General features: G+C 42.3%; 21 protein-coding genes. 14 read left to right on the top strand and 7 right to left on the bottom strand.

The features are described 5' to 3' along the window. Positions 1–133: 133 nt before the first annotated feature. Positions 134–472, top strand: coding sequence for an MmcQ/YjbR family DNA-binding protein (locus IQ13_RS20255; RefSeq protein WP_144888570.1), 339 nt, complete (start codon positions 134–136; stop codon positions 470–472). A 246-nt stretch (positions 473–718) separates the two neighbouring features. On the opposite strand, the gene IQ13_RS20250 is transcribed toward IQ13_RS20255, so the two are convergent. Beyond that, on the bottom strand, positions 719–1450 hold the full coding sequence (locus tag IQ13_RS20250; protein WP_144888569.1) for a head GIN domain-containing protein: 732 nt from the start codon (positions 1448–1450) through the stop codon (positions 719–721). Positions 1451–1664: 214 nt separating this feature from the next. Between IQ13_RS20250 and guaA the strand changes: the two genes are divergently transcribed. The 7 genes from guaA (at position 1665) to IQ13_RS20215 (ending at position 10437) form a co-directional block, all read left to right on the top strand. Further along, the gene (guaA, locus tag IQ13_RS20245; protein WP_144888568.1) at positions 1665–3200 is read left to right on the top strand and encodes a glutamine-hydrolyzing GMP synthase; all 1536 of its coding nucleotides are present in this window, start codon (positions 1665–1667) and stop codon (positions 3198–3200) included. A gap of 27 nt (positions 3201–3227) precedes the next feature. Then, the gene (locus IQ13_RS20240) at positions 3228–4388 is read left to right on the top strand and encodes an ABC transporter substrate-binding protein (RefSeq protein WP_144888567.1); all 1161 of its coding nucleotides are present in this window, start codon (positions 3228–3230) and stop codon (positions 4386–4388) included. Positions 4389–4450: 62 nt separating this feature from the next. Beyond that, a complete protein-coding gene (locus IQ13_RS21735; RefSeq protein ID WP_144888566.1) occupies positions 4451–4609 on the top strand; it encodes a DUF2256 domain-containing protein in 159 nt (52 codons plus the stop codon). Beyond that, positions 4609–5634: a ligase-associated DNA damage response exonuclease gene (locus IQ13_RS20230; RefSeq protein WP_144888565.1), complete on the top strand. Its 1026-nt coding sequence runs from the start codon at positions 4609–4611 to the stop codon at positions 5632–5634. Before IQ13_RS21735 ends, IQ13_RS20230 begins: the two co-directional genes overlap by 1 nt. A 29-nt stretch (positions 5635–5663) precedes the next feature. Continuing rightward, positions 5664–7271, top strand: a complete 1608-nt coding sequence (locus IQ13_RS20225) for an ATP-dependent DNA ligase (RefSeq protein ID WP_144888564.1) — start codon at positions 5664–5666, stop codon at positions 7269–7271. An 80-nt stretch (positions 7272–7351) separates the two neighbouring features. Next, on the top strand, positions 7352–9850 hold the full coding sequence (locus IQ13_RS20220; RefSeq protein WP_144888563.1) for a ligase-associated DNA damage response DEXH box helicase: 2499 nt from the start codon (positions 7352–7354) through the stop codon (positions 9848–9850). Positions 9851–9939: 89 nt separating this feature from the next. Further along, positions 9940–10437, top strand: coding sequence for a heme-binding domain-containing protein (locus tag IQ13_RS20215; RefSeq protein WP_144888562.1), 498 nt, complete (start codon positions 9940–9942; stop codon positions 10435–10437). Positions 10438–10464: 27 nt separating this feature from the next. On the opposite strand, the gene IQ13_RS20210 is transcribed toward IQ13_RS20215, so the two are convergent. Continuing rightward, positions 10465–10950: a hypothetical protein gene (locus IQ13_RS20210; RefSeq protein ID WP_144888561.1), complete on the bottom strand. Its 486-nt coding sequence runs from the start codon at positions 10948–10950 to the stop codon at positions 10465–10467. 74 nt (positions 10951–11024) lie between these two features. Here IQ13_RS20210 and pdeM point away from each other — a divergent pair, with 74 nt between their 5' ends. Together pdeM and IQ13_RS20200 are read left to right on the top strand one after the other, a co-directional pair. After that, positions 11025–11678, top strand: a complete 654-nt coding sequence (pdeM, locus tag IQ13_RS20205) for a ligase-associated DNA damage response endonuclease PdeM (RefSeq protein WP_144888560.1) — start codon at positions 11025–11027, stop codon at positions 11676–11678. Positions 11679–11767: 89 nt separating this feature from the next. Next, positions 11768–12613: a histone deacetylase family protein gene (locus tag IQ13_RS20200; protein WP_144888559.1), complete on the top strand. Its 846-nt coding sequence runs from the start codon at positions 11768–11770 to the stop codon at positions 12611–12613. A 153-nt stretch (positions 12614–12766) separates the two neighbouring features. On the opposite strand, the gene IQ13_RS20195 is transcribed toward IQ13_RS20200, so the two are convergent. Further along, positions 12767–15229: a DUF5916 domain-containing protein gene (locus tag IQ13_RS20195; RefSeq protein WP_144888558.1), complete on the bottom strand. Its 2463-nt coding sequence runs from the start codon at positions 15227–15229 to the stop codon at positions 12767–12769. 90 nt (positions 15230–15319) lie between these two features. Then, positions 15320–16069 carry an XRE family transcriptional regulator gene (locus tag IQ13_RS20190; protein WP_144888557.1) on the bottom strand — a complete coding sequence of 250 codons (750 nt, stop codon included), beginning with the start codon at positions 16067–16069 and terminating at the stop codon, positions 15320–15322. Between the two features lie 218 nt (positions 16070–16287). On the opposite strand from IQ13_RS20190, the gene surE reads away from it, so the two are divergent. Both surE and IQ13_RS20180 read left to right on the top strand, forming a co-directional pair. Then, entirely contained in the window at positions 16288–17076 is a 789-nt protein-coding gene (gene surE, locus IQ13_RS20185) for a 5'/3'-nucleotidase SurE (protein ID WP_144888556.1), read from the top strand. Then, positions 17076–17369, top strand: coding sequence for a hypothetical protein (locus IQ13_RS20180; RefSeq protein WP_144888555.1), 294 nt, complete (start codon positions 17076–17078; stop codon positions 17367–17369). The genes surE and IQ13_RS20180 overlap by 1 nt, the downstream gene beginning before the upstream one ends. Before the next feature lie 19 nt (positions 17370–17388). Here the strand turns inward: IQ13_RS20180 and IQ13_RS20175 are convergent, their stop codons facing one another. Next, complete coding sequence (locus IQ13_RS20175; protein WP_144888554.1) at positions 17389–18234, bottom strand: toxin-antitoxin system YwqK family antitoxin; 846 nt, start codon at positions 18232–18234, stop codon at positions 17389–17391. A 165-nt stretch (positions 18235–18399) separates the two neighbouring features. After that, positions 18400–18798, bottom strand: coding sequence for a hypothetical protein (locus IQ13_RS20170; RefSeq protein ID WP_144888553.1), 399 nt, complete (start codon positions 18796–18798; stop codon positions 18400–18402). A gap of 654 nt (positions 18799–19452) precedes the next feature. On the opposite strand from IQ13_RS20170, the gene IQ13_RS20165 reads away from it, so the two are divergent. Further along, positions 19453–22818 (top strand): PAS domain S-box protein, encoded by a 3366-nt coding sequence (locus tag IQ13_RS20165; protein ID WP_144888552.1) that lies wholly within the window; start codon positions 19453–19455, stop codon positions 22816–22818. A gap of 58 nt (positions 22819–22876) precedes the next feature. After that, positions 22877–24001 (top strand): lipid-A-disaccharide synthase, encoded by a 1125-nt coding sequence (lpxB, locus tag IQ13_RS20160; RefSeq protein WP_144888551.1) that lies wholly within the window; start codon positions 22877–22879, stop codon positions 23999–24001. On the opposite strand, the gene IQ13_RS21535 is transcribed toward lpxB, so the two are convergent. Beyond that, complete coding sequence (locus IQ13_RS21535) at positions 23979–24155, bottom strand: DUF6728 family protein (RefSeq protein WP_199758323.1); 177 nt, start codon at positions 24153–24155, stop codon at positions 23979–23981. The genes lpxB and IQ13_RS21535 overlap by 23 nt on opposite strands. Positions 24156–24268 lie beyond the last annotated feature (113 nt).

Raw genomic sequence — 24268 nt, 5'->3', positions numbered from 1 at the left:
AACAGCAGTCTTACAACCATTGCCCGTTAATAACAACAGTAAACCACTAACCTATTTTAACAGTATACGAACAAACCAGAAAGATGTTACACATTTGCATTGTATTTATTCACTCTGTCGTTATCTTATTAACATGATTTCGAACAACGCATTTTGTAAGCTTCTTTTATCTTTTGCAGAAGTAACCGAAGAACCGCATTTCGAAAAACGCTCGTTCCGTATAAAAAAGAAAATTATTGCTACGCTGGATGAGGTACATCATACGGCCTGTGTTAAGCTAACCTCAAACGATCAATCTGTATTTTGTTTGATTGATGAAACGGTTATTTGGGCTGTTCCCAACAAATGGGGGCTACAGGGGTGGACAAATATCAACCTTAAAAAAATAAAGAAGGATTTGTTGCAGGATGTTGTAACTACAGCTTACTGCACTGTTGCACCCAAAGCACTTGCCCAACAATACCAACAATAAAAAATCCTCCGCAAACGGAGGATTTACATGAACCAAAAACACCTTAAAAAATTTCGTTCTCAAACGGACGTTTTCTATTTACAATCGGGAACAGTTTGTTGTTTTCTGTGTAGCGGATTTGCCTTTTTTCTGGATTGGATTAAAAGACGGAGCCGGTGCAAAAGTAAGCACCGGCTCCTGCTCAACGTTTATAAATAAGGTCTTCTGTTGCCTTTAAAAGTCAATTAACAATCCTGTGACAAAACCTTACTCTTCTTTAATAAGGTTACCCGAACCAGCCAGTTTCGATTTAATATCGGTGGGGCTGCCGTAATAGTGAATATCGCCGCCACCTGCAACCCGCACATCCAGCTTCATACTGGCGTAGAGCCATACGTTGCCCGAACCGGCTATCACTACCTTTGCATTTTCGGCTTTTAGATTTTTCATAATCACATCGCCGCTGCCTGCAACATCAATATCAATATCACGGGTTGCACCGGTTGCTTCTGCCTTACCGCTGCCGGCAATGTTTACCGCTACCTGAGGCGCATTTACATCTTTCATTAAAATATCGCCGCTGCCCGCAATGCTGAACTTGATTTTACTATCGGATGTAAGATTTGTTTCGGCCACAATTTTACCGCTGCCGGCAAGGCTTACCTCGGCAAAACGGGGAGCAGTAATGTACACTTTCATATCTTCTGTCGGGCGCAGGTTAACACCTTTGCGGTGGCGAATACGCAACACCCCGTTTTCAACCCTTGTTTCTACATATTGTAACAGGTTTTCATCGCCGGTAATCTTTATTTCATAGTTATCGCCCTGGGTAAGATACACGTCAAAAGAACCGCCTGTCTTTACGCTTTTAAAATCACGTTCGTTACGGTTGGTAGTAACAATTTCACCATTACCACGCACAGTCCGCCAGCCGCAAGAGGCAAGGGAAACAGAAATAATAAAGGTAATTACTACATAGCTGAGAGAGAGAATACGCATGTTCGTTGTTTTTATTTAACTGATGAGATAATAAGGCGCACACAAACACAACGGGTTAGCCGACAGGGTTTATGCACTTGGTTGGTTAAAGACGGAGAAAACAAAAGTAAAGGAAAAAACGGCGTACATAAAACGAAAAAAATGAATAGCTTTTCCACATAAGCCGTAATCGTTCGCTTCGGGCTTGGGTGGTTTTTGTTACCTTCGCCGCACCATGACAGAAAAGATTCTTATCCTCGATTTCGGCTCTCAATACACACAATTGATTGCACGTGCAGTTCGTGAAGCAAATGTTTACTGCGAAATTGTTCCTTATCACAAACCGGTTGTAAAAGACGATACGCTGAAAGGCATTATTCTTTCGGGCAGTCCGTTTTCTGTAAACGACGAAAAGGCCCCTGTGGTTGATGTGGAATTACTCACGAAATCCTTACCTGTTCTTGGTATCTGTTACGGTGCCCAGCTTACAGCAAAACAGTTAGGCGGCAGGGTTGAAAAAAGTGAAAAGCGTGAATACGGCCGTGCCATGCTGCACAAGCAGAAAGAAGACGTGTTGCTCGACGGTATCAGTGATAAATCACAAGTGTGGATGAGCCACGGCGACAGCATCCTGGCATTACCCGACGGTTTTGAAGTGATGGCAGTGACCGATTCTATCCCCGTTGCTGCGTTCCGTGCAACTGGCGGTTATGCCAACCCGTTATATGGCTTGCAGTTTCACCCGGAAGTTTACCATTCTACCGAAGGAAAGAAAATCATTAAAAACTTTTTAACTGCTATCTGCGGTTGCAAAGCTGAGTGGACACCCGCTTCCTTTGTACACGAAACTGTTGCATCGTTAAAGCAACAAATCGGCAACCGTAAAGTAATTATGGCGTTGAGCGGAGGTGTTGATTCTACCGTTGCAGCAACACTTATTCATAAAGCGATCGGCAAAAACCTCTTCGGCATTTTTGTTGATAACGGTTTGTTACGTAAAGATGAATTTCAACAGGTACTCGATACCTATAATACTATTGGTTTAAATGTAACAGGTGTAGATGCACGTGAACATTTTTATACCAAGCTTGCGGGAAAAAGTAACCCCGAAGAAAAACGAAAAATCATCGGCGGCACATTTATTGAAGTGTTCGATCGTGAAGCCCACAAAATTGAAGGTGTTGAGCTTTTAGGCCAAGGTACCATTTATCCGGATGTAATTGAAAGTGTAAGTGTACATGGTCCTTCGGTAACGATTAAATCGCACCACAACGTGGGAGGTTTGCCCGATACCATGAAGCTGGAACTGGTAGAACCGTTGCGTTATTTGTTTAAAGATGAAGTACGCCGTGTTGGTGCAGAACTGGGCATTCCGGCCGATCTGCTCAACCGTCACCCCTTCCCCGGCCCCGGCTTAGCCATCCGCATTTTGGGTGAGGTAACAGAAGAAAAAGTTGATCTGTTACAACGTGCCGATGCCATCTTCATCAATGGATTAAAAGAACATGGACTGTACGATAAAGTATGGCAGGCAGGTGCCATTTTATTACCGGTGCAGAGTGTAGGTGTAATGGGCGATGAACGTACGTATGAATTTACATTGGCCCTGCGTGCAGTAACTTCTGTTGATGGTATGACGGCCGACTGGGCGCATTTGCCGTACGAGTTCCTTGCACATATCTCGAACGAGATCATTAATAAAGTGCGTGGTATCAATCGTGTGGTGTACGACATCAGTAGTAAGCCGCCTGCAACCATTGAATGGGAATAATCATCTGCAGAACGTAGATCGGACTATATGAAACAACTCTTATTTGTACTTGCATTTGTTGCAACCGGTTTGTTTGCTTCGTCGCAAGGTGCTGTAAAAAAATACCGTGTAGGAATTTTTGCCAGCCTCTATCTCGATTCAACCTTTACCGGTTCAACCTATAAATTCACAAACCAGATGCCCAAGCATATATTGCCGGGCCTCGATTTTGTGCAGGGTGCATTGATGGCCGTTGATTCTGTTAACAGTAATCAGCCACTGGAAGTAATGGTGTACGATCTGCGTTCGGCTGATCAAAGTCTTGATAAACTCCGCAGCCGTAATACATTCGACTCGCTCGATTTAATGATTGGTTCTGTAAGCGGAGCTGAGTACCGCACCTTGGCCGATCTTGCACTGTTGAAAAACATTCCGTTTGTATCGGCTACGTTTCCCAACGATGGAGGTGTAACCAATAATCCGTTCACCATTATTGTCAACTCTACTTTACCTGCGCATTGCGAAGCGATCTATAATTTTATCATGCGCAGCAACCCAACTGCCAATCTTGTGTATGTAAGAAGAAAAGGTACACAGGAAGACAGACTTGCTTCTTACTTTGCCAAATACAACAAAGGAAGCAATGGTTCAACTTTACTGAAATGGAAAACACTTAACCTGAATGACAACTTTACACAAACCGATCTTATTCCGCATTTAGACAGTTTAAAAACCAATGTGCTTATTTGCGGTTCGCTCGATGAAGCATTTGGATTAAACCTAGTAAATGTTGCACAGAAAATTTACAAAACCTATCCAATGGAATTGGTGGGCATGCCTACATGGGATGGCATGAAAGATCTTACCAAACCGGAATACAAAGATCTTTCGTTGTTTTATACTGCAACCTTCTTTAATACAGGCACCGTAGCTGCAACCAATTTCACCAAAGGATTTACCGATCTCACCAATGGTCGGCCATCGGATGTTGCCTACAGGGGTTATGAACTGACCCGCTTTTTTATTCAACTGCTGTTACGTTACAATACACAGCTGATGCAGCATCTGAATGAACGAACTTATCGTTCATTTACCGAATTCGATTTCAGACCGGTATTGAACAGTACAAGTGGTAAGCCCGATTATTTCGAAAACAAACGCATTTACATACTGAAGCGCAGCAATAACCTTGTTTCAAGAATGAATTGATATGATTCCTTAAAAAAGTTTAGCCCAGGCCAACAAAATATTTGCTGGCCTGTTGTTTTTTTATGCCACACAAGAAAGCACATTTACCACAAAAGATTTGCCTTGTTTGCAACAGACCTTTCAGCTGGCGTAAGAAATGGGAAAAGGTTTGGGATGATGTCAAGTACTGCAGCGACCGTTGCAGAAACAACCGTAACAAATCCAATCAAGCAACTTCCTGATGGCGCTCTTACAGTTTACCGATAATGGTTTGTATTGTCCTGACGGCGATTTCTATATCGATCCCTGGAAGCCTGTCAACAAAGCGGTGATTACGCATGCGCACAGCGATCATGCAAGAGCAGGCTCTACAGCCTATCTCTGCCATCGTCTTACAAAACCTTTGCTGGAGCTAAGACTTGGGGCGCATGCTTACCAAGAGGTAGAATGGAATGAACCCGTTTTTATCAATGGCGTGCGAATATCATTACATCCCGCAGGTCATGTGATTGGTTCATCACAAATACAATTGGAAAAAGAAGGAGAAGTGTGGGTTGTAAGCGGCGATTATAAAACAGAAGATGATGGTGTAAGCGGCGCATTTGAACCGGTACGATGTAACAGCTTCATCACCGAATCTACATTTGGCTTACCCATCTACAATTGGCAACCGCAGGCTGTACAGTATGCACAAATCGGTGAATGGATTTTACAAAATCAACAACAGGGTTATAGTTCTGTTTTGCTTGCCTACAGTTTGGGTAAAGCACAACGTGTATTACAGGCTGCAGCAATGGTAACCGATCACATCTTTTTACATGGTGCTGTTGCAAATACCAACGATGTACTCGTTAACGCCGGCATTACATTACCATTTGCCAAACGGGTTACCGCAAGTGTAACAAAAGATGAATTAAAAAAAGCAGTGGTCATCGCACCTTCTTCTGTACTCGATTCGCCCTGGTTAAAACGTTTCACACCTTACCGTGTAGCTATATGCAGCGGCTGGATGCAGGTAAGAGGAAATAAAAGAAGACAAAATGCAGATGCAGGTTTTGCCATCAGCGATCATGCAGACTGGAATGGTTTATTACAGGCAGTGAAAGCAACGGGTGCAGAACAGGTGTATGTAACACATGGCTTTCAATCGGCATTCAGCAGGTATTTGCAGGAACAAGGTATACAGGCTGCTGAAGTAGTTACACAATACGGCGAAGCATTTGAAACAGATGATGTGCCTTCATCAACACAAGAACAGCAGCCATAAAATTTTTCGTAATAAAATAAAATGAACACTTGAAAATATTTGCAACACTTGTACATACACTCGGCAGCAGTACCGGCAGCAATGAAAAACTGGCTGCACTGGCGCACTATTTTTCAACTGCCGATGACAGAGATAAAGTATGGGTGATTGCATTGTTCAGCGGTCGCAGGCCAAAACGATTGGTTACATCTACACAACTCAAGCAATGGTGCTACGAAACAGCTACACTCCCCGACTGGCTATTCAACGAATGTTACGATACCGTTGGTGATCTTGCAGAAACAATCAGTTTACTGTTACCCGAAGCAACAGCTACAGCAGCATCTTTACCATTACATGTTTTCTTTGAACAATTACTTGCATTGGCAACTGCTACCGAAGAAGAAAAGAAAGCTTATGTTTTACAGCAATGGCAGCAGCTGAGCAAAGACGAATGTTTTGTGTTTAATAAATTCATCACCGGTGGTTTTCGTATTGGTGTATCGCAAAAAACAATTGTGAATGCATTGGCCAAATCGGTACAGCTCGATGCAAGCACTATTGCACACCGCATCAGCGGCAACTGGAATCCGGCAACTATTACGTTTGAACAATTGCTGAGTGCAACAGCTGCAGCAGAAGATCTTTCCAAACCTTATCCGTTTTACTTAGCCTATGCACTGGAACAACCACTCGAAGAAATGGGTACAGCTGCAGACTGGCAGGCCGAATGGAAATGGGATGGCATTCGTGGACAAATGATTCAACGCAATGCTGAACTGTTTGTATGGAGCAGAGGCGAAGAACTGATGACTGATAAATTTCCCGAATACCAATCATTAACAGAGCTGTTACCTGCAGGTACTGTTCTCGATGGTGAAATTATTTGTATGCCGCCCAATAGTAAAGAAGTAAAGCCACTACCCTTTGCAATACTGCAAACAAGAATCGGACGGAAGCAGGTAACCCGCAAACAACTGCAGGAAGCACCTGCTGCTTTTATTGCATACGACTTACTGGAATGGGAAGGAAAAGATATCCGTCAGCTACCACTTGCCCAACGCCGGAAATTATTGGAACAACTTATTCAACAGATACAACATCCGGTACTGCATGTGTCGCCGGTTATTACATTCAACAACTGGCAGCTATTAGAAGAACTGCGTACGCAAGCACGGGAAAACGGTAGTGAAGGATTGATGTTAAAGCAACTGCATTCGGTTTATCAGTCGGGTCGTAAGCGTGGCGATTGGTGGAAATGGAAAATCGATCCGCTGGTGATTGATTGTGTGTTGATTTATGCACAAAAAGGCCATGGCCGCAGAAGTAATTTGTATACCGACTATACGTTTGCAGTAAAAGACGGCGACCGGCTGGTGAGTTTTACCAAAGCCTACAGTGGATTGACAGATGAAGAATTTGCAGCTGTCGATGCGTTTGTAAAACGCAATTCATTGGAAAAATTTGGTCCGGTGCGTACCGTAAAACCGGAACTTGTTTTTGAAATTGCCTTTGAAGGTATAGCGAAAAGCAGTCGCCATAAAAGTGGTGTTGCATTGCGCTTTCCACGCATGAGCCGCTGGCGCAAAGACAAAACAGTGGATGAAATCAATACACTGGAAGATCTGCGGCAGTTGTTACTGCAGTATGGAAAATAACGCTGCAAAACACAACGGCAATTATTTAGAAGATTCGAAAGTGCAGGTGCTGCAGTTGAACCCTTAGATTTGTAAGTGGCATGAACGAATTACAACAAAGCTTTGGTTATTCTGAAATAAAGTCCTGGCTATCCGCCAAAGGATTACAGCCATTTCCGTTTCAAGAAGAAACATGGCAGTATATTGCCCGTAACGTAAGTGGTATTGTAAATGCACCCACCGGGTGTGGTAAAACATTTTCTGTTTTTTTAGGGGCACTCATCCGCTTCATCAATCAGCATCCGACTAATTATAAACACAAATCGAAAAACGGGTTACAGCTTTTATGGATCACACCGCTGCGTGCACTGGCAAAAGATATTGGCCGTGCTATGGAAGAGGTGATTACAGAACTGGAAATGAACTGGACCATTGGCATCCGTAATGGCGACACAACAACAGCCGAACGTGCAAAGCAAAAAAAACAATTACCTGAAGTACTCATTATTACACCGGAGAGTCTGCACCTGTTTCTGGCACAAAAAAATTATGCAGATGCATTCAGAAACCTGCAGCTGATAGCAGTGGATGAATGGCACGAACTGATGGGCAGTAAGCGGGGCGTACAGGTAGAACTCGCATTAAGCAGAATTGTGCATTGTCAATGGTCGATGCAACAATGCAAACCCATGATCTGGGGCATCAGTGCAACCATTGGTAATTTAAACGATGCAAAAGAAGTACTGCTTTCATCTATTGGAGAAGACGGCGTTATCGTAAGAGCCAACATGAAAAAACAAATTATTGTTGAATCTGTTTTGCCCGATGAAATTGAAAACTATCCCTGGGCTGGTCATCTCGGTATCAAGCTCATTCATAAAGTCATTCCGATAATTGAGCAAAGCAAAACCACACTCATCTTCATTAATACAAGGGGCATGAGCGAGCGTTGGTACCAGGAATTGCTGAACCATGCACCCGAACTTGCCGGTGCTATTGCTTTGCATCACGGAAGTATTGAACAGGAATTGCGGCAATGGGTGGAAGATGCATTGCACACGGCCAAACTGAAAGCAGTAGTGTGTACTGCATCGCTTGATCTGGGTGTCGATTTTCGGCCAGTCGAGACCGTTATACAAGTGGGCTCGCCCAAAGGTGTATCCCGGTTTCTGCAACGTGCAGGACGAAGCGGTCATAGTCCTGATGCGGTCAGTAAAATATACTTTTTACCCACCCATTCGCTGGAGCTTGTTGAGGCAGCAGCCTTGAAACATGCAATTGAGGAAGAACTGATTGAAAGCAAAGAACCCATGCTACTTTGCTTTGATGTGTTGATCCAATATCTCAATACATTGGCTATTTCAGATGGGTTCCGGCCCGATGAAATTTTTGCAGAAGTAAAGTCAACCTACTGCTATCGTGATCTGTTGCAGGAAGAATGGGAAGAAATTTTGAAGTTCCTGGTAGAAGGCGGTAAAGCATTGCAGCAATACGACGACTATAAAAAAATTGAAATTATTGAGGGTTTGTATAAAATACAGAGTCGAAGGTTGGCGATGCAACACCGCTTAAACATTGGCACCATTGTAAGCGATGCCATGCTGAAAGTAAAAATGGTGAGCGGTGGTTATGTTGGCGTTATTGAAGAATACTTCATCAGCCGTTTGGAACCGGGTGATTGTTTTACACTGGCCGGAAGAAATCTTGAACTGGTGCAGATTAAAGACATGACGGTACTGGTGCGCAAATCAACTTCAAAAAAAACCATTGTTCCCAGCTGGAATGGCGGGCGTATGAGTTTAACGGCTAACCTTGGCCGTAAGTTGCGGGAAACATTCAACGAGGTTGCCGAGTCAGGCCGCTCGAAGCGGCCAGACGAACATTCACCTGAGCTGCTTCATCTTTCTTCTTTGTTTCAACTGCAGCAACAACTTTCGCATATTCCCAAAGACAATGAGCTGCTCATAGAGCATCACGAAAGTAAAGATGGTTATCATTTACTGGTATACCCGTTCGAAGGACGACAGGTGCACGAAGCCATGAGTGCCATCCTCGCCTTCCGCATTGGTAAACTTGCACCGCTTACATTTTCCATTGCCATGAACGATTACGGGTTTGAGCTGTTGAGCGATCAGCCCATCCCTGTTGATGATACCAATGCAGCAGAACTGTTTACAATCGAAAATCTTACTGCCGATATTCAGCGAAGTGTTAATGCAACAGAAATGGCCAGGCGCAAGTTCAGAGATATTGCGGTGATCGGTGGTTTAATTACACAAACAGCTCCCGGCGAACAAAAAAAAGCAAGACACCTGCAGGCATCTGCAAGTTTGTTGTTTAACGTGTTCAGCGAATACGACGCTAAAAATGTATTACTACGTCAGGCTTATCAGGAAGTATTCGATCAACAGATGGAAGAAGTTCGTTTGCGTGATGCGTTTACACGCATCGGTAACAGCAACATCATCATCGCCGTTCCGCAAAAATTCACGCCGCTCTGTTTCCCCATTATTGCCGATGGGTTGAACCGCAACAATCTTTCATCTGAAAAAATAGAAGACCGCATACGCCGTATGCAGGCCCAGCTGATGAGAGAATAGAACACATCGCCACCGGCTTTTTACAATGGAATAACAACAGTCAGTTTGTAAAACCAAGTTTCTTCTTACTTTTAGCAAAACAACTTCTCATGCTTAAAAAGATAATCTATGTGCTTATTGCTGCACTGGTAATTATTCAGTTTATACGTCCTGCTAAAAATGTTGCTGCAGGCCCGTTTCCAAACGACATCAGTACAAAATTTGCAGTGAATGATAATGTTGCATCTATTTTAAAAGAAGCCTGCTACGATTGTCATAGCAATAACACGAAATATCCCTGGTATGCCGAAGTGCAGCCTGTTGCATGGTGGCTGGCCGATCATGTACATGAAGGAAAAAGCGAATTGAATTTTTCGGAGTTTGCAGGCTATACTGCCAAACGCCAGCGTAAAAAATTTAATGAAATAATGGATGAGGTAAAAGAAGGGAAAATGCCTTTGAAGAGTTATACCGTTATTCATACAAAAGCAAAACTTACCGAAGAGCAAAAAAATGCATTGTACAAATGGTGCGAAGAAAGCCTTGCAACACTGCCACCTGCCGAACCCCAACAACAATCGGACAATACGAAAAGTGAGCATAAATAAAAAAAGCCCCGTTTGGGGCTTTTTTATTTATGCTGTTAAATGCTTTCGCTGAAACCAGAACAGTAAAATAAATACGATTGCAATAATAAATCCGAATATCGACGACCAGGCATCTATTGCGAGCGCCGTAAACAAAGGCAATGCTATTTCGCCCGCAGTATAAATTGCAAACCCTGCTTTTTTTCGTTTGCGCATTTGCAATGCCCCCCAAATACAAATAAGAGCAGTGGCAATGGTAACAAGCAAAACCGGCATACGCAGTTCGTATTGGCGTAAGGTTGCATCAACCGACCATTTGAGGAAACCACTAAAAGGTTTCATTTCCCTGGTTTTTTCCAGCGCCCTGGTTTCGTTTACCGATTGAACACTGAAAGGAATAATCCAATAACTGAAGAAACCGGAAATTATTTGAAAACCACTTCCAATAAAACTGAGAATGGTTAATACGTTGATCCCTTGCGGTACCGATGATGGTTCAGTATAAGAACCCTGCAGATAATCTTTTTGCTCCATGCAGTTTTTCTTTCAAAATAAATCATTTCTGCAATTCAGCAGCGTAAAAACAGCACTTACATTTGCACTTCGTTATGCAGCAGCCAACGCTTTTTAAACATTTACAACAAACACTCTGGCTTTCGCCTGAGCGCTGTTTGTTTTGGGAAGAGGAACAATGGCTGATTGTATCGGACATACACTTTGGCAAGAGCGGGCATTTTCGCAAGGCAGGTATTGGTATACCCCAAACTGTTTTTAAGGAAGACCTGCACAGGCTTGTAACGCAGATACAGTATTTTAAACCGAAGCAGGTAATAGTTGTAGGCGATTTTTTTCACAGCCATCTCAACAATGAAATCAAACTCTTTGAAAAATGGCGCAACGATCTGGCAAGCCTGCCCATTCACCTCGTAAAGGGTAACCACGATATTCTTGCAACGGACTGGTATGCTGCAAACGACATTACTGTGCATGAAACTCAACTTGTAAAAGGGCCTTTTGCTTTTATGCACGAATTACCTGCAAACGAAACAACTACAAGCGAGTATATTTTTACGGGGCATATTCATCCCGGCATTCATATTGCAGGCCTGGGTAAACAATCGCTGCGTTTTCCTTGTTTCTATTTTGCCGAACAGTATGCAGTGTTGCCGGCCTTTGGACGTTTCACCGGCTTACACCCAATTCGTCCAAAGAAAAAAGATAAACTGTTTGCAATAGCCGAACAGCGTATTGTTGAACTATAATAAACAGACATAAGATCAGTTATAAACTTTTACATATTGCCCACGCTCCTATTTACGCACATCCGTTGCCGGAAGGGCATCGCTTTCCGATGTTGAAATACGAACTGATTCCCGAGCAATTGTTGTACGAAGGAAGCATTACACAAGAAAACTTATTTGCACCAACTGTTTGCAGCGATAAAGTTGTGTTGTTAACACATGATAAAACGTATCTCGAAAAATTAAAACAACAAACACTCTCGGCAAAAGAGCAACGGCATATTGGTTTTCCGCAATCGCCGGAGTTAACCGAACGTGAACTCATTATTACACAAGGCACCATCGATTGCTGTATGCATGCATTTGAAAACGGCGTGTCCATGAATGTTGCAGGTGGCACGCACCATGCATTTGCCGACAGAGGCGAAGGTTTTTGTTTGCTGAACGATTTTGCAACAGCCGCCAATTACCTGTTACAGCAAAACTTAGTCAAACAAATTCTTATTGTTGATCTGGATGTGCATCAGGGAAATGGTACTGCCAGGTTGTTTGAAAACAACAACCGGGTATTCACCTTCAGTATGCATGGAGCACACAATTACCCGTTTCACAAAGAAACCAGCGATTTAGATATTGGTTTGAAGGATGGAACCGACGACAGCATTTATCTGCCGTTGCTGCAAAACACGCTGGATATGCTGATTGATAAAGTAAAGCCCGATTTTGTGTTTTACTTATCCGGTGTAGATATTCTGGAAACAGACAAGTTCGGTAAACTGAAAGTAACCATGCAGGGTTGTAAACAGCGGGATGAAATAGTGTTCAGCAAACTGCGGCAGCATCACATACCTTGTACAGTTGCTATGGGTGGTGGTTACTCACCCGATGTACGCACCATTGTAGAAGCGCATTGTAATACGTTTCGTTTGGCTAAAGATATTTGGGGATTGAATTAGTGAAAGGCACAATAGACAAGGTTCAAGGAACAAGTAGTAAAACCCAACGGCCCACATTCAAAAACCAATAAACGCCAATTCACACATCGCACACTACCTCCATCCTCAACTCACCACTCACGCTCTTCCTACTAACTACTCATCACTATCGACTCACGACTGATTCCTCTTGCGTTTCAACTTCTGCGAATCAATAAAGAAGATCATGCGTGCAGTAAATTCATTTCCCTGCGGCGAAGCCAGTACACGTGCTGCGTTGCCCCAATAGGTTTTATAACGGCTGCCATCAACCGGAAAATCATTTGCCAGCCAGTTTTTCCAGCCAACAACAAAACGGCTTCCGTAATTAAAGTCCCAGGTATAAAACACATCCACGTTCCAGGCATTAAAGTTTTGATCCTGTCCCGGAATAAATGCACGGTCGAGGTACCATCCATCGGCACTTACATTATGAAAACTTGCATACTCTACTTTGTTCCAGTAATGGCGTGCACGAAGAGTTATATTCATACGGCTGGTAAAATTATAAATGCCGGTAATGAGTGTTGTCACATCACGATTGCGTCTGCGACCAATGATAGGATCGCCGTTCGGTTCACGCAGGAACGCATAACCAAACTGTCCACGATCGTCTTGTAAACGCCAATCAATATCCATACTAAACCTGTCGCTGAAACGATAACGTATGCCCGGGTTGGTAACAATGTAGGGATCGTTCTTAATATCTACCGACTCCGCAAAACCCAATGAATAACGGAAGAATAAACGTTTTCGGCTGTCGCTGCTGCCACTTAACCGCAGAAAACCCCAGGGTACCTGGCGCAGATAACGGCCGGGCGTACGTAATTCAAAATAGTTCTTTTGCCATAGTGGTTGATAGGTTGTATTCACACTCAGATCCCAAAAGTTTTTAAAGAACCAGAACGCACCGGCATTGTATTGCACATTGGTAAATACAAAAGGCTTGTACAACATTTCGTGCCGTACAGAAAAATTAAAATTGTACGAAATAAATTTATCGGTTGGTGTAAGCTGGTTGTAGCTGATGCGGAACTGATTGGTTACTTCGTTTGGTGCAGTAAGGTAACCGAGATCGTTCGGATCGTACCGATCGCTTTCAACATTGCTCAACAGGTTGTACTGAATTTTTCCACTCACCTTACCCAGGCTCACAACAGTTTTAAAACCGCTGTAAGGATTTGGTCCCATAATGTTGCTGTAATCGAATTTACCCTGAAAACCGTAACGATTACGCTTATCAAACAAATACACATCCAGTCCGGTAACGTTGGCATCCCTGCCCGCACCACTGCGTGTAACATTTGCATTGGTAAGTGTAATCGACGAACGTCCTTTCAAAGCCTGGTCAATCACAATCAAATTATAATTGGTCAACGGTTCCGTTTGTACCCGTTCAACTTCTTTGCTGTTGGTATTTTCAATTTCAGCAAACATGGGTGCGCCAATTGCATTGAACACTCCTATGCCTAATTTCTGTTTTGTACGACCCGAAAATTTAGTTGCATTGAACAACTGCACTACGCCGGGGTTTGATACGATACGTGTGCTATCGGTAGAGCCCATACTTCTTGCTTTGTAATAACCCGAAGGTGTGGCACCTACTCTTCGTGAATAAAACAAACCCGACTTATTGAAAATTTCTGTGCCCTCGGTAAAGAAAGGACGGTTCTCCTGGAACTGTACTTCGTACGGTGTAAGATTATTAACGATGTTATCGCTGATGACTTGCCCGAAATCGGGAATGAGCGTCATATCCAACGTAAAGCTTTCGTTTACGCCATACTTTACATCCATACCCCCATTGCGTAAAAATTCATTTACTCTGCCTTTGCTGGTTGGTGTTGTTCTGTAACCCGCTGTTATATACGGAAGAAACGATAAACGTAAAGGTGGCTCTAAGTTTTCCAATCCGCTCAACCGGCCAAACTGGTTTACAAAACCATTTTGATTGGGGTTGATGGTATTCCAATAAGAACTTTCGTTGCTGCGACGTACATAACGTTGAAAGTTGAGTCCCCAATCCTGCTTCTCTCTTTTTGCAAAGCGAAGTGAAAAATAAGGAATTTTCATTTCTACCACCCAGCCATCTTCACGCATGGTTACTTTGCTTTCCCACACAGCATCCCAGCTGTAATCGCTGGGCGGACCAAAATTAGAACTGCGGTTCGGACTCAAACGACCATCGCTCTGCACATTGCGGCTTGTTACCACAAATTGAAAACCGTTCTGGTCATCGTTATACGTATCAAAAAAAACAGAGAAATAATCTACATCCTGCTGGCTCTCTTTATCACGAGCTGTTAATTGCGTACGCACCAGTTTCGGATCGTCGTACAAATAAGCGCCGATATAAATAGAACTGTTATCGTACACCACATACACTTTGGTTTTGTAGGCCGATGCCTCGCCATAGTTGGGACTGTTGACAACAAAGTTTTCCGCAACGGGGGCCGTTTGCCAGAAAGCTTCATCCAGCACACCATCAATTTTGGGTGCTTGTGCAATCTTATTGGCCTGCAAATTTCTTTCGGGTTCATTGCCGGCAAACAAGTTGAACGTGGCAAGCAGCGAGATAAGGGTTACAATCCATTTCATAAAGCGGGCAAGCTAATTAAACAAAACCGCTCACCCTTTTCGATTGGGATGAGCGGCTTTGCTGTTATTTTAAAGTAAAAATGCGACGGATCAGTTCATCTTCTTCTTGAGGTTATTTACCTGATCCTGCAGGTTGGTAACAAGCGATGCGAGATTGGTAACATCCCAGCGTTGTTGCTGGTTTACACGGCTCAGTACCATTTGTGCGCTCCAGAACTCCAGCACATCTTCTGCATTTACCTGGTAGGGTTGATAAGCAGGGTTATCGCTCACAAGAGTAAGCTTGTTTTTGCTGCGGTTACTTTTCAGTACACGTTTGTACACCACCCCTTCCGATTTACTAAGGATGATATAGGCATTGTTGTTCTTTACATCATCCAGATTATGCACCTTCTCGCCTACAATTACACTGCCGCTGGGCGTTGGCAACATACTGTCTCCTACAATTTCAAAGGCACGATAAGTACCGCCGCTGAGCATGGGTAAAGTGAACGTGTTCAGTTCATCGAGAAACTCAGGATCAGCATAGCCGTTGAGGTAACCCGCAGCTGCCTTTACCGGCACAAAGTGAATCACATTGCTTTCGGCCATCATTTTCAACTGGCGGCGTTTGGCAAGATAACTTCCCTTTGTTTCGCTGAGGTCTTTACGCAACAGATCGTCGATGGTTACTTTAAACAGATCGCTTACTGTTTCCAATACATCGTAATTGGGTTCGGCACGCTCTTCTTCATACGCACCCACGAGCGAACGTTTAATACCGATCTTTTGTGCAAACTCTTCTTGTGTCCACCCACGCAGCTTGCGCAGGTACTTGAGGTTTTGATTAGCAATTGCCATAGCTTACTAATTTTTATGGCGCTAATATACTAATTATTTTAGCTTGACAAATTTTTATTTCTTTTCTTACAACGATTGTTACTGATTGCTAAGCTAGGTAAACGCACCAGGCACTTTATTAAATGTAATCATTCACGAAGGAAGCAAAACTGCGTCATCCGATTTTGCCAACTCCCTAATATATCTCACTTTTACGCTATAGAAGAAAGGAACAGTTTATGGCGAAGAGTACCAAAAAGAAAGAACAACCCATCATCCTCATCACCAACGATGATGGCGTTACCGCACCGGGCATCCGCAACCTGGTGGAAGCAGTAAAAGATTTAGGCAAAGTAGTCGTTGTTGCGCCCGATAAGCCGCAGAGCGGTATGGGCCATGCCATCACCATTGGTTTTCCCTTGCGTTTGCAGCGTGTGCATTTAATGGACGATGTGGAAACCTGGCAATGCAGCGGCACACCGGCCGATTGTGTAAAACTGGCGGTAGATAAAGTACTGCACCGTAAACCCGATATCTGCCTCAGCGGCATTAACCACGGCGCCAATCACAGTATTAATGTTATTTACAGCGGAACCATGAGTGCGGCTATTGAAGCGAGTATTGAAAGTATTCCTTCAGTTGGGTTTTCGTTGCTCAACTATAGCATGGAAGCCGATTTTAGCGGAGCAAAACGCTATGCCCGCCAGATTGTACAGCAATTGCTCAAAGGCAAACAAGACAAACATCTTTGCCTCAATGTAAACTTCCCCAATGTTGATGCCAGCCTGATCAAAGGTGTAAAAGTGTGCAGACAGGCATATGCCAAGTATGTAGAAGATTTTGACGAACGTAAAGATCCTTCGGGTAAAAGTTATTACTGGCTTACCGGTGAGTTCAAAAACTTCGATAAAGGAAAAGATACCGATGTTTGGGCGCTCGAACACAATTTTGTAAGTGTTGTTCCCGTTCAATTCGATCTTACCGATTATACACTGAAAAAGAAATTAGAAACCAAACTTAAATTCTGATGCTGAAACTGGATAAACTGCCTTTTGGAATTGTATTGGGTGCGCTTGCCCCTATTCTGGGTCTTGTACTTTATTATTTTATAAAAGCACCATCTATTGGCTTTGGTGAGTTTGTAGAATTTTTCTTCACCAACAAAGCCATGCTTACCGCAGCAGGCAGTGTTTGTTTAATTGCCAATATTATTTTGTTTACGCTGTTCATCAATGCCCGTCGTGATAAAACGGCTATCGGCATTTTTGCTATGACGGTGATGTACGGATTGATTATTCTTTACGCCAAGTTCTTCATGTAACAAATACAAAAATGGGGCTTTACGAAAGCCCCATTTTTTTTCTACCTGTTTCTTTTCCCTGTTTATTATAAAAGATAATTAAGCTGAGTTTACCTGCTGTATTATACAGCTTCCATTCGTTGTAACGGATGCCGTTTTTATACGTTCCTTTCCACATCCCGTCTGCTGTGCGATGTATCCATAAACCATCACGCAATCCTTCTTTGTAATAGCCCGAGTCCTTTACAATACCATTATCAAAATAATTCATGTACAGACCATGATGCAGGCAATCGTTAAACACCGGGTGGTAATGTGCCGGATCGGAACTGTTGGTTTCTACCAACTCAGCAATATCGTTTGTACGCAAAGCCCGTTGCTGTATAAAGGATGACCCCGCCTGCAAAAACTTCACTGCATCTCTCCCCTCCTTTTTATAACGGGCTGTAAGTGCATACGAATAGTTTTTAGGATGATTGAGTTCTACTTCTCGTTTTACCCGCTGAAACAAATCGGCATTGTAGGTTCGCAATGCAATTAACTGCCCTGCAGCATTCCACACTTTCCACTCGCCATCGGGCACGCCTTTCACAAGATTACCCTGGTCGAGCAACTGCCCGTTGGCATAACTGCTTTGCCAGCCGCCATGCAGTTTCCCTTTTTTTGTTTCGCCGCTGAAGGAAGCACCGTTGCCGGTTACAAACTGCAGAGCACCTTCGTTACCCAAGCTAAACGGATAACTTTTAAAAAGCGAATGGCTGAAAGTGAAGACCGAAATTTCTACCGGCAGCTTTGGCGGATTACCGGATGCATGCAGGTGATGTTGCGCAAATACGCCCTGAAATATTACACCGGTCATAAAAAACAAGAGTAAATTTTTCTTCATACGCTGTAATGTGTTGCAAAGGTACGGCACACTAACAATCGATAGCAGTTATTACAGGTAGTTTTTTCGTCCTTTTAGAACATTAACAAGCTGTTAAAAAAAAAGGGTCGCCAGAATTGGCGACCCGTAACCCTTGTCTATTTGATTATGACTAAATGCTTGAGCTTACTGTTTTACAATCAGCGTTTCTTCTACAACACGTGTGCTGTTTTCGATTGTAAACACCGCTGGTTTTGCATCTTTCGAACTGATGATTTCGATAGTAATACCAACAAAACCTAATTCTTCTGTATTCAACTGGTATTTACGCTTGATGTTTACACCACTTACATTCTCCTGGTAAAGGATTGTACCGAACTCATCTTTTACAACAACTACATATTTTTCGTTGGTAGCGTTGTTTAATGAAAGCTGGAATACAGGCTGATTATCTAAGCGACCGATCATTTTTAATTCTGCGCCAGGAGTTACAGCATTTACAGTTGTTGCGTTTGCGTTGATTCCTGTAGTTACAGCTACTAAGGTTAATAAACCAATTACTGCATTTTTGATTGTTGTTCTCATTTTTCTATGCTTTTAAATTTTTACAAATTGTTGTTTCTCTTTTCACAGGCAATAATCGCAGTAGTGGAACAAGTATCGTTGGAGCAAGCAGGACTGTCAAATTAATAACTCCGGAGATTTGGTACGGATCCGAAACGCATTTTGTTTCATTGACAAGGCAAAAGTACAACGGCATAAACCCCTGCCCAAGTCAAATACAGGCTCATTTAATGGCCTTAAATTTCATAACATTTTATTAAAAGCCTTTACTGTCATGGCTTTCAGAAATTATTCTGTATGATGGCCAATGGCTGAAACAGCTCTTTTTTTAAGGGGCAGTTATTGCATAGATAAGTTAAAAACTACGTTATTAAACTTGTTAATACCTTAGCATTGTGCAGGAATTGCAACACAAACGCATCAATATATTATTCCCTTATTATCCATTGCAACGTTTAATTTCTTTACAGTTTTGATTGAACAAGGTCAAGTATTTTTACCTTACTTAAGAAAGTCATTTGTACAATTTAAACTTGTCAGTATTTTACATTAGATAAAAGGTAATCTTTACTACCTTCTTTTTTTTATACCTAACCATTAAAACAAGATAAAAAAACGATTGAACCGTAACTAAAATCTGCACAATCATATTTTTGAATAGCGCTCATAATCAAAATGTTTACCCGATCCATGAATGTAAAATTGAAGACAGATACCATTTTATCCTTAACAGCAATTCTGTTGCTGATATGCATAACCGTTGTCTTTTATTTTGCCAGTATTGAGCAAAAAAACTTACACGATTTACAAGTAAGAAATGAGCATACAAGATCTGCTATAGATCATTCCCAGGAATTACTTGCTGTACTGTTAAAAAACGAAACCGCTACCAGAGGGTACGCATTAACTGGCGACTCAACTTACTTAAAACAACAAGCAGCAACCCTTTCCCCCATAAAGCAATACTTGACAGCATTAAAACAAACAATGCTTGAGCACCCTGAACTAAAGACCAAGGCAGACTCGCTGGAGCTAATCTTAAACAAAAGGCTTTCGTTTTCTGACAGTGTAATTAACATGCGCCGCCAATATGGTTTACCAAAAACACTCGAACTTATTCAACAAGGCAGAGGCGTACTTTATACCGGCGAAATAAAACAACTTCTTGAGCAAAGCGACAATACTGAAAAGGGATATTTAAACCTGCAAAATAAAAAAAGTGAACAATCACTTATCCGAATTTCAAAGCAGTTTTATATTATTCTCATCGTTACACTTTTTCTTTCGTCTATTCTGATTATTGTGGCTTTAAGAAACATCCGTAGCAGGCGTAAAACGGAAGAGCTCTTGCACTATAATAACGCATTGCTGAACAGTATAACTGATGCAATTATTTCAATTGATGAAAATCTGATCATAAAGAAATGGAATAAAGGTGCAGAAACTGTTTATGGCTATACAGAGGCGGAGGCCGTTGGCAAACATATTGGCAAACTATTGCAAAGCAAATATTTAAGTCTTTCTCCCGAACAGATCATTGAACAGGTAAAAATTACAGGCAGTGTACAAACAGAAATTTCGCATGTAACAAAAAAAGGCCAACAAATATTTGTATTAACTACGGCATCAGCGGTAATAAAGAATGAAACATTTCTGAACGAAATTCTCATTGTAAATAAGAATGTAACCGAGCTGCGTGATTTAGCTACTACCCTTGAAACAAAAGTAATTGAACGAACAGAAGACCTGAATAAAATAACCCGTTTGTATGCCTTCATCAGTCAGCTCAATGAGTTGATTGTACGTACAAGAGATCAACAGCAACTATTTCAATCCATTTGCGAACTGGCGGTAAAGCATGGCCGTTTCCGCATGGCATGGATAGGCATTGTTGATGAGCAAACCGGTTTTGTAAACGATGTGGCAAAGGCCGGCCACGAAGAAGGTTATCTCTCAATCATAAAAAAAATATCGGTTAATGAATATGCAGAAGAAGGAAAAGGCCCCACAGGTACGGCCATAAGAAAAGGCGGTTATTATATTTGCCAGGATGTTACAACAAATCCCGATCTTGCGCCATGGCGTGAGGAACAATTAAAGAGAGGCTACCACTCTTCCATGTCGATTGCAATAAAAAAATTCGGAAACCCCATTGGTGCTTTAACTGTTTATGCACCCCAACCTTATTTTTTTGGAGATACTGAAATTGAATTAATAAAAGATGCAGCTGAAGACATTTCGTTTGCCATTGAAAATATAGAGAAAGAGGAGCAACGAAAAATTACTGAAGTCAGGTTGAACGAAAGCCTGGCATTAACACAGGCGTTTTTCGATTCGAGTGTAGATGGTATTTTGCTTACCTCTCCGGATGGCTCTATCCATTCTGCAAACAGAGCTGCCTGCAAAATGTACCAACGTACCGAAGAAGAAATTAAAACAATTGGCAGAAATGGAGTTGTAGATGTTAACGACCCACGTTTAGCAGACTTTTTAAAGAAACGTGCAGAAAAAGGTTTTGCTGTTGCAGAATTTACACAAATACGAAAAGATGGTACGCACTTTCCTGCAAGAGTAAGTTCTTCTATTTTTACCGATGAGCATGGTGAGCAATACGCCAGCTTAATTGTACACGACCTAAGTGAATTTGTTAAAAACGAAAAACTTGTCAGAGATTATCAGTTTGCGCTCGACCAATCATCGCTGGTTGATATATCTGATAGTGACGGACGTATACTTTATGCAAACGAAAACTTCTGCCGTGTGGCCGGTTATTCGCAGGAAGAATTGCGTAACATCGATCATCGTCAATTAAACTCGGGCTATCATCCGAAATCGTTCTTTACCGAGTTATGGGAAACCGTTAAAAGCGGCAAAGTTTGGCGTGGAGAGATAAAAGAAAAATCGAAAACGGGTGAATTCTTTTGGGTAGATACAACGATTGTTCCTTTTATAAACAGTTATGGAGAAGTATTTCAGTTTATCAGTATCCGCAGCGATATTACAGCAAAGAAAATTGCAGAAGAAAAAGTAAAAATTGCCAACGAACAATACGAAATACTTTCACAGGCAACAAGCGATACCATCTGGGACAGAGATTTGCGTACCAATAAAATCACCTACAGCAACGGTATTAAAACCATGCTTGGTTATAACATTGAAGAAATACAGGATATTGATGCGTGGTGGAGAGAAAATATTCATCCGGATGACTATCCGAAAATTGCGGCCAAATTAGATTCCGCTTTTGTAAAGAAACAAAAAGTAATTACAGAAGAATACCGCTTCCGTTGTGCAGATGGCACCTACAAAAATATTTACGACCGTGCATTCGTTATTTACGATAACGAAAACGAAGCGGTGCGTATCATTGGTGCAATGCAGGATATCACCTACCTCAAAGAAGAAGAACAACGCACCAATAAAGCAATCATTGATGCGCAGGAACGAGAGCGGCAGCAGATAGGTATGGAATTACACGATAACGTAAAGCAAATTATTGCAGCATCGCAAATAAACCTGGAACTGGCCAAACACAAGCTCGATCAAAAAGATATGCTCGCCGAAATTCTGCAAAGAGTTTCGGTATACCTGAAAGATGCCGTACATGAACTAAGACGTCTTTCGCATCAGTTAGCCCCAACTATTGATGAAGAACTGGAACTCACCGATACCATTTCAACCATTGTGAACAGTATGCAGTTCGATGAACATTGTAAAGTGTTGATTACTGTAGACAACCGCCTACACAAAAAAATTATGAGTACGGAAGTGCGTACAGCCATCTTCCGTATTTTACAGGAGCAGCTTACCAATATTCACAAACATGCCGATCCTACTGAGGTGCAGGTAGCAGTAACAAAAACAAAGACCGGGCTCTTATTGAAAATTACCGATAACGGTAAAGGCTTCGATATGAAACAAAAGAAAGAAGGTATTGGCATGGAAAACATTCGCCGCAGGATACTGTTTTTAAATGGCGATGTAACCATCCAATCTGCCCCGGGAAAAGGATGCACAATACAAGCCGCTATTCCTCTCTGAGCCCCAACAAACAACTGCGGTTTATCATCTCAGCAGCAGTGCTTACCTTAGCAGCCTCATGAAGTATTACATTATAGCAGGCGAAGCAAGCGGAGATTTACACGGCAGTAACCTGATTAAAGAACTGCACCATAACGATCATGAAGCAGTGATCCGTTGCTGGGGTGGCGAAAAAATGCAGGCAGCAGGTGCTACTTTGGTAAAGCATTACCGTGATCTTGCCTTTATGGGTTTTGTGGAAGTGTTGAAAAACATCCGTACTATTTTCAGCAACCTTGCTTTTTGTAAAGAAGATATTCTTGCGCATCAACCCGATGTGCTTATTTTAATAGATTATCCCGGCTTTAACTTACGTATTGCCAAATGGGTCAAAGCGCAAAACATTCGTGTGGTGTACTACATCTCACCACAGGTATGGGCATGGAAGGAAAACAGGGTGAAGATGATGAAACAATGCATTGATCAGATGCTGGTGATTCTTCCATTTGAACAGCCGTACTATCAAACAAAGTGGAACTGGAACGTAGAATATGTGGGCCATCCGTTAATGGAAGAAATTGATCGCTTTAAATCTGAAGATGCGCAAACACTTCAACACACAGGCAATCATTCAAAACCCATCATCGCCCTATTACCCGGCAGCCGCAAACAGGAAATCTTAAAAAAACTTCCCGTTATGCTGGAAGTAAGCAAGCAGTTTCCCGATTACCAGTTTATTGTAGCAAAAGCGCCTGGGCTCGACAGTTCGTTTTACGATGAGCTGTTAACACCCTACACCAATGTTTCGTACGTAAGTAACCAAACCTATTCGTTACTGCATCATGCCACTGCTGCATTGGTAACATCGGGCACTGCTACATTGGAAACAGCATTGTTTGAAGTACCTGAAGTTGTATGCTACAAGGGTAACGAAATAAGCTACCAGATAGCAAAGCGTTTAATCAACATCAAATACATTTCGCTGGTGAACCTCATCATGGATAAAGAGGTAGTAAAAGAATTGATTCAGCACGAAATGAATACCGAAAATCTTACACAGGAATTACGGGCTATACTTCCCGGTGCAGAAAAGCGTGCACACATGTTGCAGCATTACAAACAACTCCGTGCCGTTTTACAGGCAGGCGGCCATGCCTCGTCGGCAGCTGCAAAAGCAATTCTCAGCGGAATAAAGGCAGTATAACATAACGCACCAGCAATACCAACATCGCAAACAGAAATACAAAAATGGAGATGCGGTTAATGCCATGCATGTATTTCATCCATTGCGTTTTCTCCTGGTTGGGATCGGGCTTTTTGATGTAAAGATATTCAGCAACCTGGCGTAGAATTCCCATAAAACATTTTTTAACTAGCAACAACAAAGTTAGCAGAAAGTTCAGTTGAATATGACTTCAATCATAAAGTGTTGCCAAGGGCTTTTTTAGTTTCGATGTGATAAATACACATT

Source organism: Lacibacter cauensis, from assembly GCF_007830055.1.
Lineage (GTDB): Bacteria > Bacteroidota > Bacteroidia > Chitinophagales > Chitinophagaceae > Lacibacter > Lacibacter cauensis.
The sequence above is the reverse complement of the archived record's forward strand: the minus strand, read 5'-3'. Positions and strand labels throughout refer to the sequence as shown.

Bases quoted from the DNA above. Each gene is read 5' to 3' on its own strand.
- IQ13_RS20175 (WP_144888554.1), bottom strand. From the start codon at position 18,234: ATGAAGAAAAATTTACTCTTGTTTTTTATGACCGGTGTAATATTTCAG.
- IQ13_RS20240 (WP_144888567.1), top strand. From the start codon at position 3,228: ATGAAACAACTCTTATTTGTACTTGCATTTGTTGCAACCGGTTTGTTT.
- IQ13_RS20250 (WP_144888569.1), bottom strand. From the start codon at position 1,450: ATGCGTATTCTCTCTCTCAGCTATGTAGTAATTACCTTTATTATTTCT.
- IQ13_RS20180 (WP_144888555.1), top strand. From the start codon at position 17,076: ATGCTGAAACTGGATAAACTGCCTTTTGGAATTGTATTGGGTGCGCTT.
- IQ13_RS20170 (WP_144888553.1), bottom strand. From the start codon at position 18,798: ATGAGAACAACAATCAAAAATGCAGTAATTGGTTTATTAACCTTAGTA.
- IQ13_RS20190 (WP_144888557.1), bottom strand. From the start codon at position 16,069: ATGGCAATTGCTAATCAAAACCTCAAGTACCTGCGCAAGCTGCGTGGG.
- IQ13_RS20255 (WP_144888570.1), top strand. From the start codon at position 134: ATGATTTCGAACAACGCATTTTGTAAGCTTCTTTTATCTTTTGCAGAA.
- IQ13_RS21535 (WP_199758323.1), bottom strand. From the start codon at position 24,155: ATGGGAATTCTACGCCAGGTTGCTGAATATCTTTACATCAAAAAGCCC.
- IQ13_RS20165 (WP_144888552.1), top strand. From the start codon at position 19,453: ATGTTTACCCGATCCATGAATGTAAAATTGAAGACAGATACCATTTTA.
- IQ13_RS20200 (WP_144888559.1), top strand. From the start codon at position 11,768: ATGTTGAAATACGAACTGATTCCCGAGCAATTGTTGTACGAAGGAAGC.
- IQ13_RS21735 (WP_144888566.1), top strand. From the start codon at position 4,451: ATGCCACACAAGAAAGCACATTTACCACAAAAGATTTGCCTTGTTTGC.
- IQ13_RS20215 (WP_144888562.1), top strand. From the start codon at position 9,940: ATGCTTAAAAAGATAATCTATGTGCTTATTGCTGCACTGGTAATTATT.
- pdeM (WP_144888560.1), top strand. From the start codon at position 11,025: ATGCAGCAGCCAACGCTTTTTAAACATTTACAACAAACACTCTGGCTT.
- IQ13_RS20195 (WP_144888558.1), bottom strand. From the start codon at position 15,229: ATGAAATGGATTGTAACCCTTATCTCGCTGCTTGCCACGTTCAACTTG.
- IQ13_RS20230 (WP_144888565.1), top strand. From the start codon at position 4,609: ATGGCGCTCTTACAGTTTACCGATAATGGTTTGTATTGTCCTGACGGC.
- surE (WP_144888556.1), top strand. From the start codon at position 16,288: ATGGCGAAGAGTACCAAAAAGAAAGAACAACCCATCATCCTCATCACC.
- guaA (WP_144888568.1), top strand. From the start codon at position 1,665: ATGACAGAAAAGATTCTTATCCTCGATTTCGGCTCTCAATACACACAA.
- IQ13_RS20210 (WP_144888561.1), bottom strand. From the start codon at position 10,950: ATGGAGCAAAAAGATTATCTGCAGGGTTCTTATACTGAACCATCATCG.
- IQ13_RS20220 (WP_144888563.1), top strand. From the start codon at position 7,352: ATGAACGAATTACAACAAAGCTTTGGTTATTCTGAAATAAAGTCCTGG.
- lpxB (WP_144888551.1), top strand. From the start codon at position 22,877: ATGAAGTATTACATTATAGCAGGCGAAGCAAGCGGAGATTTACACGGC.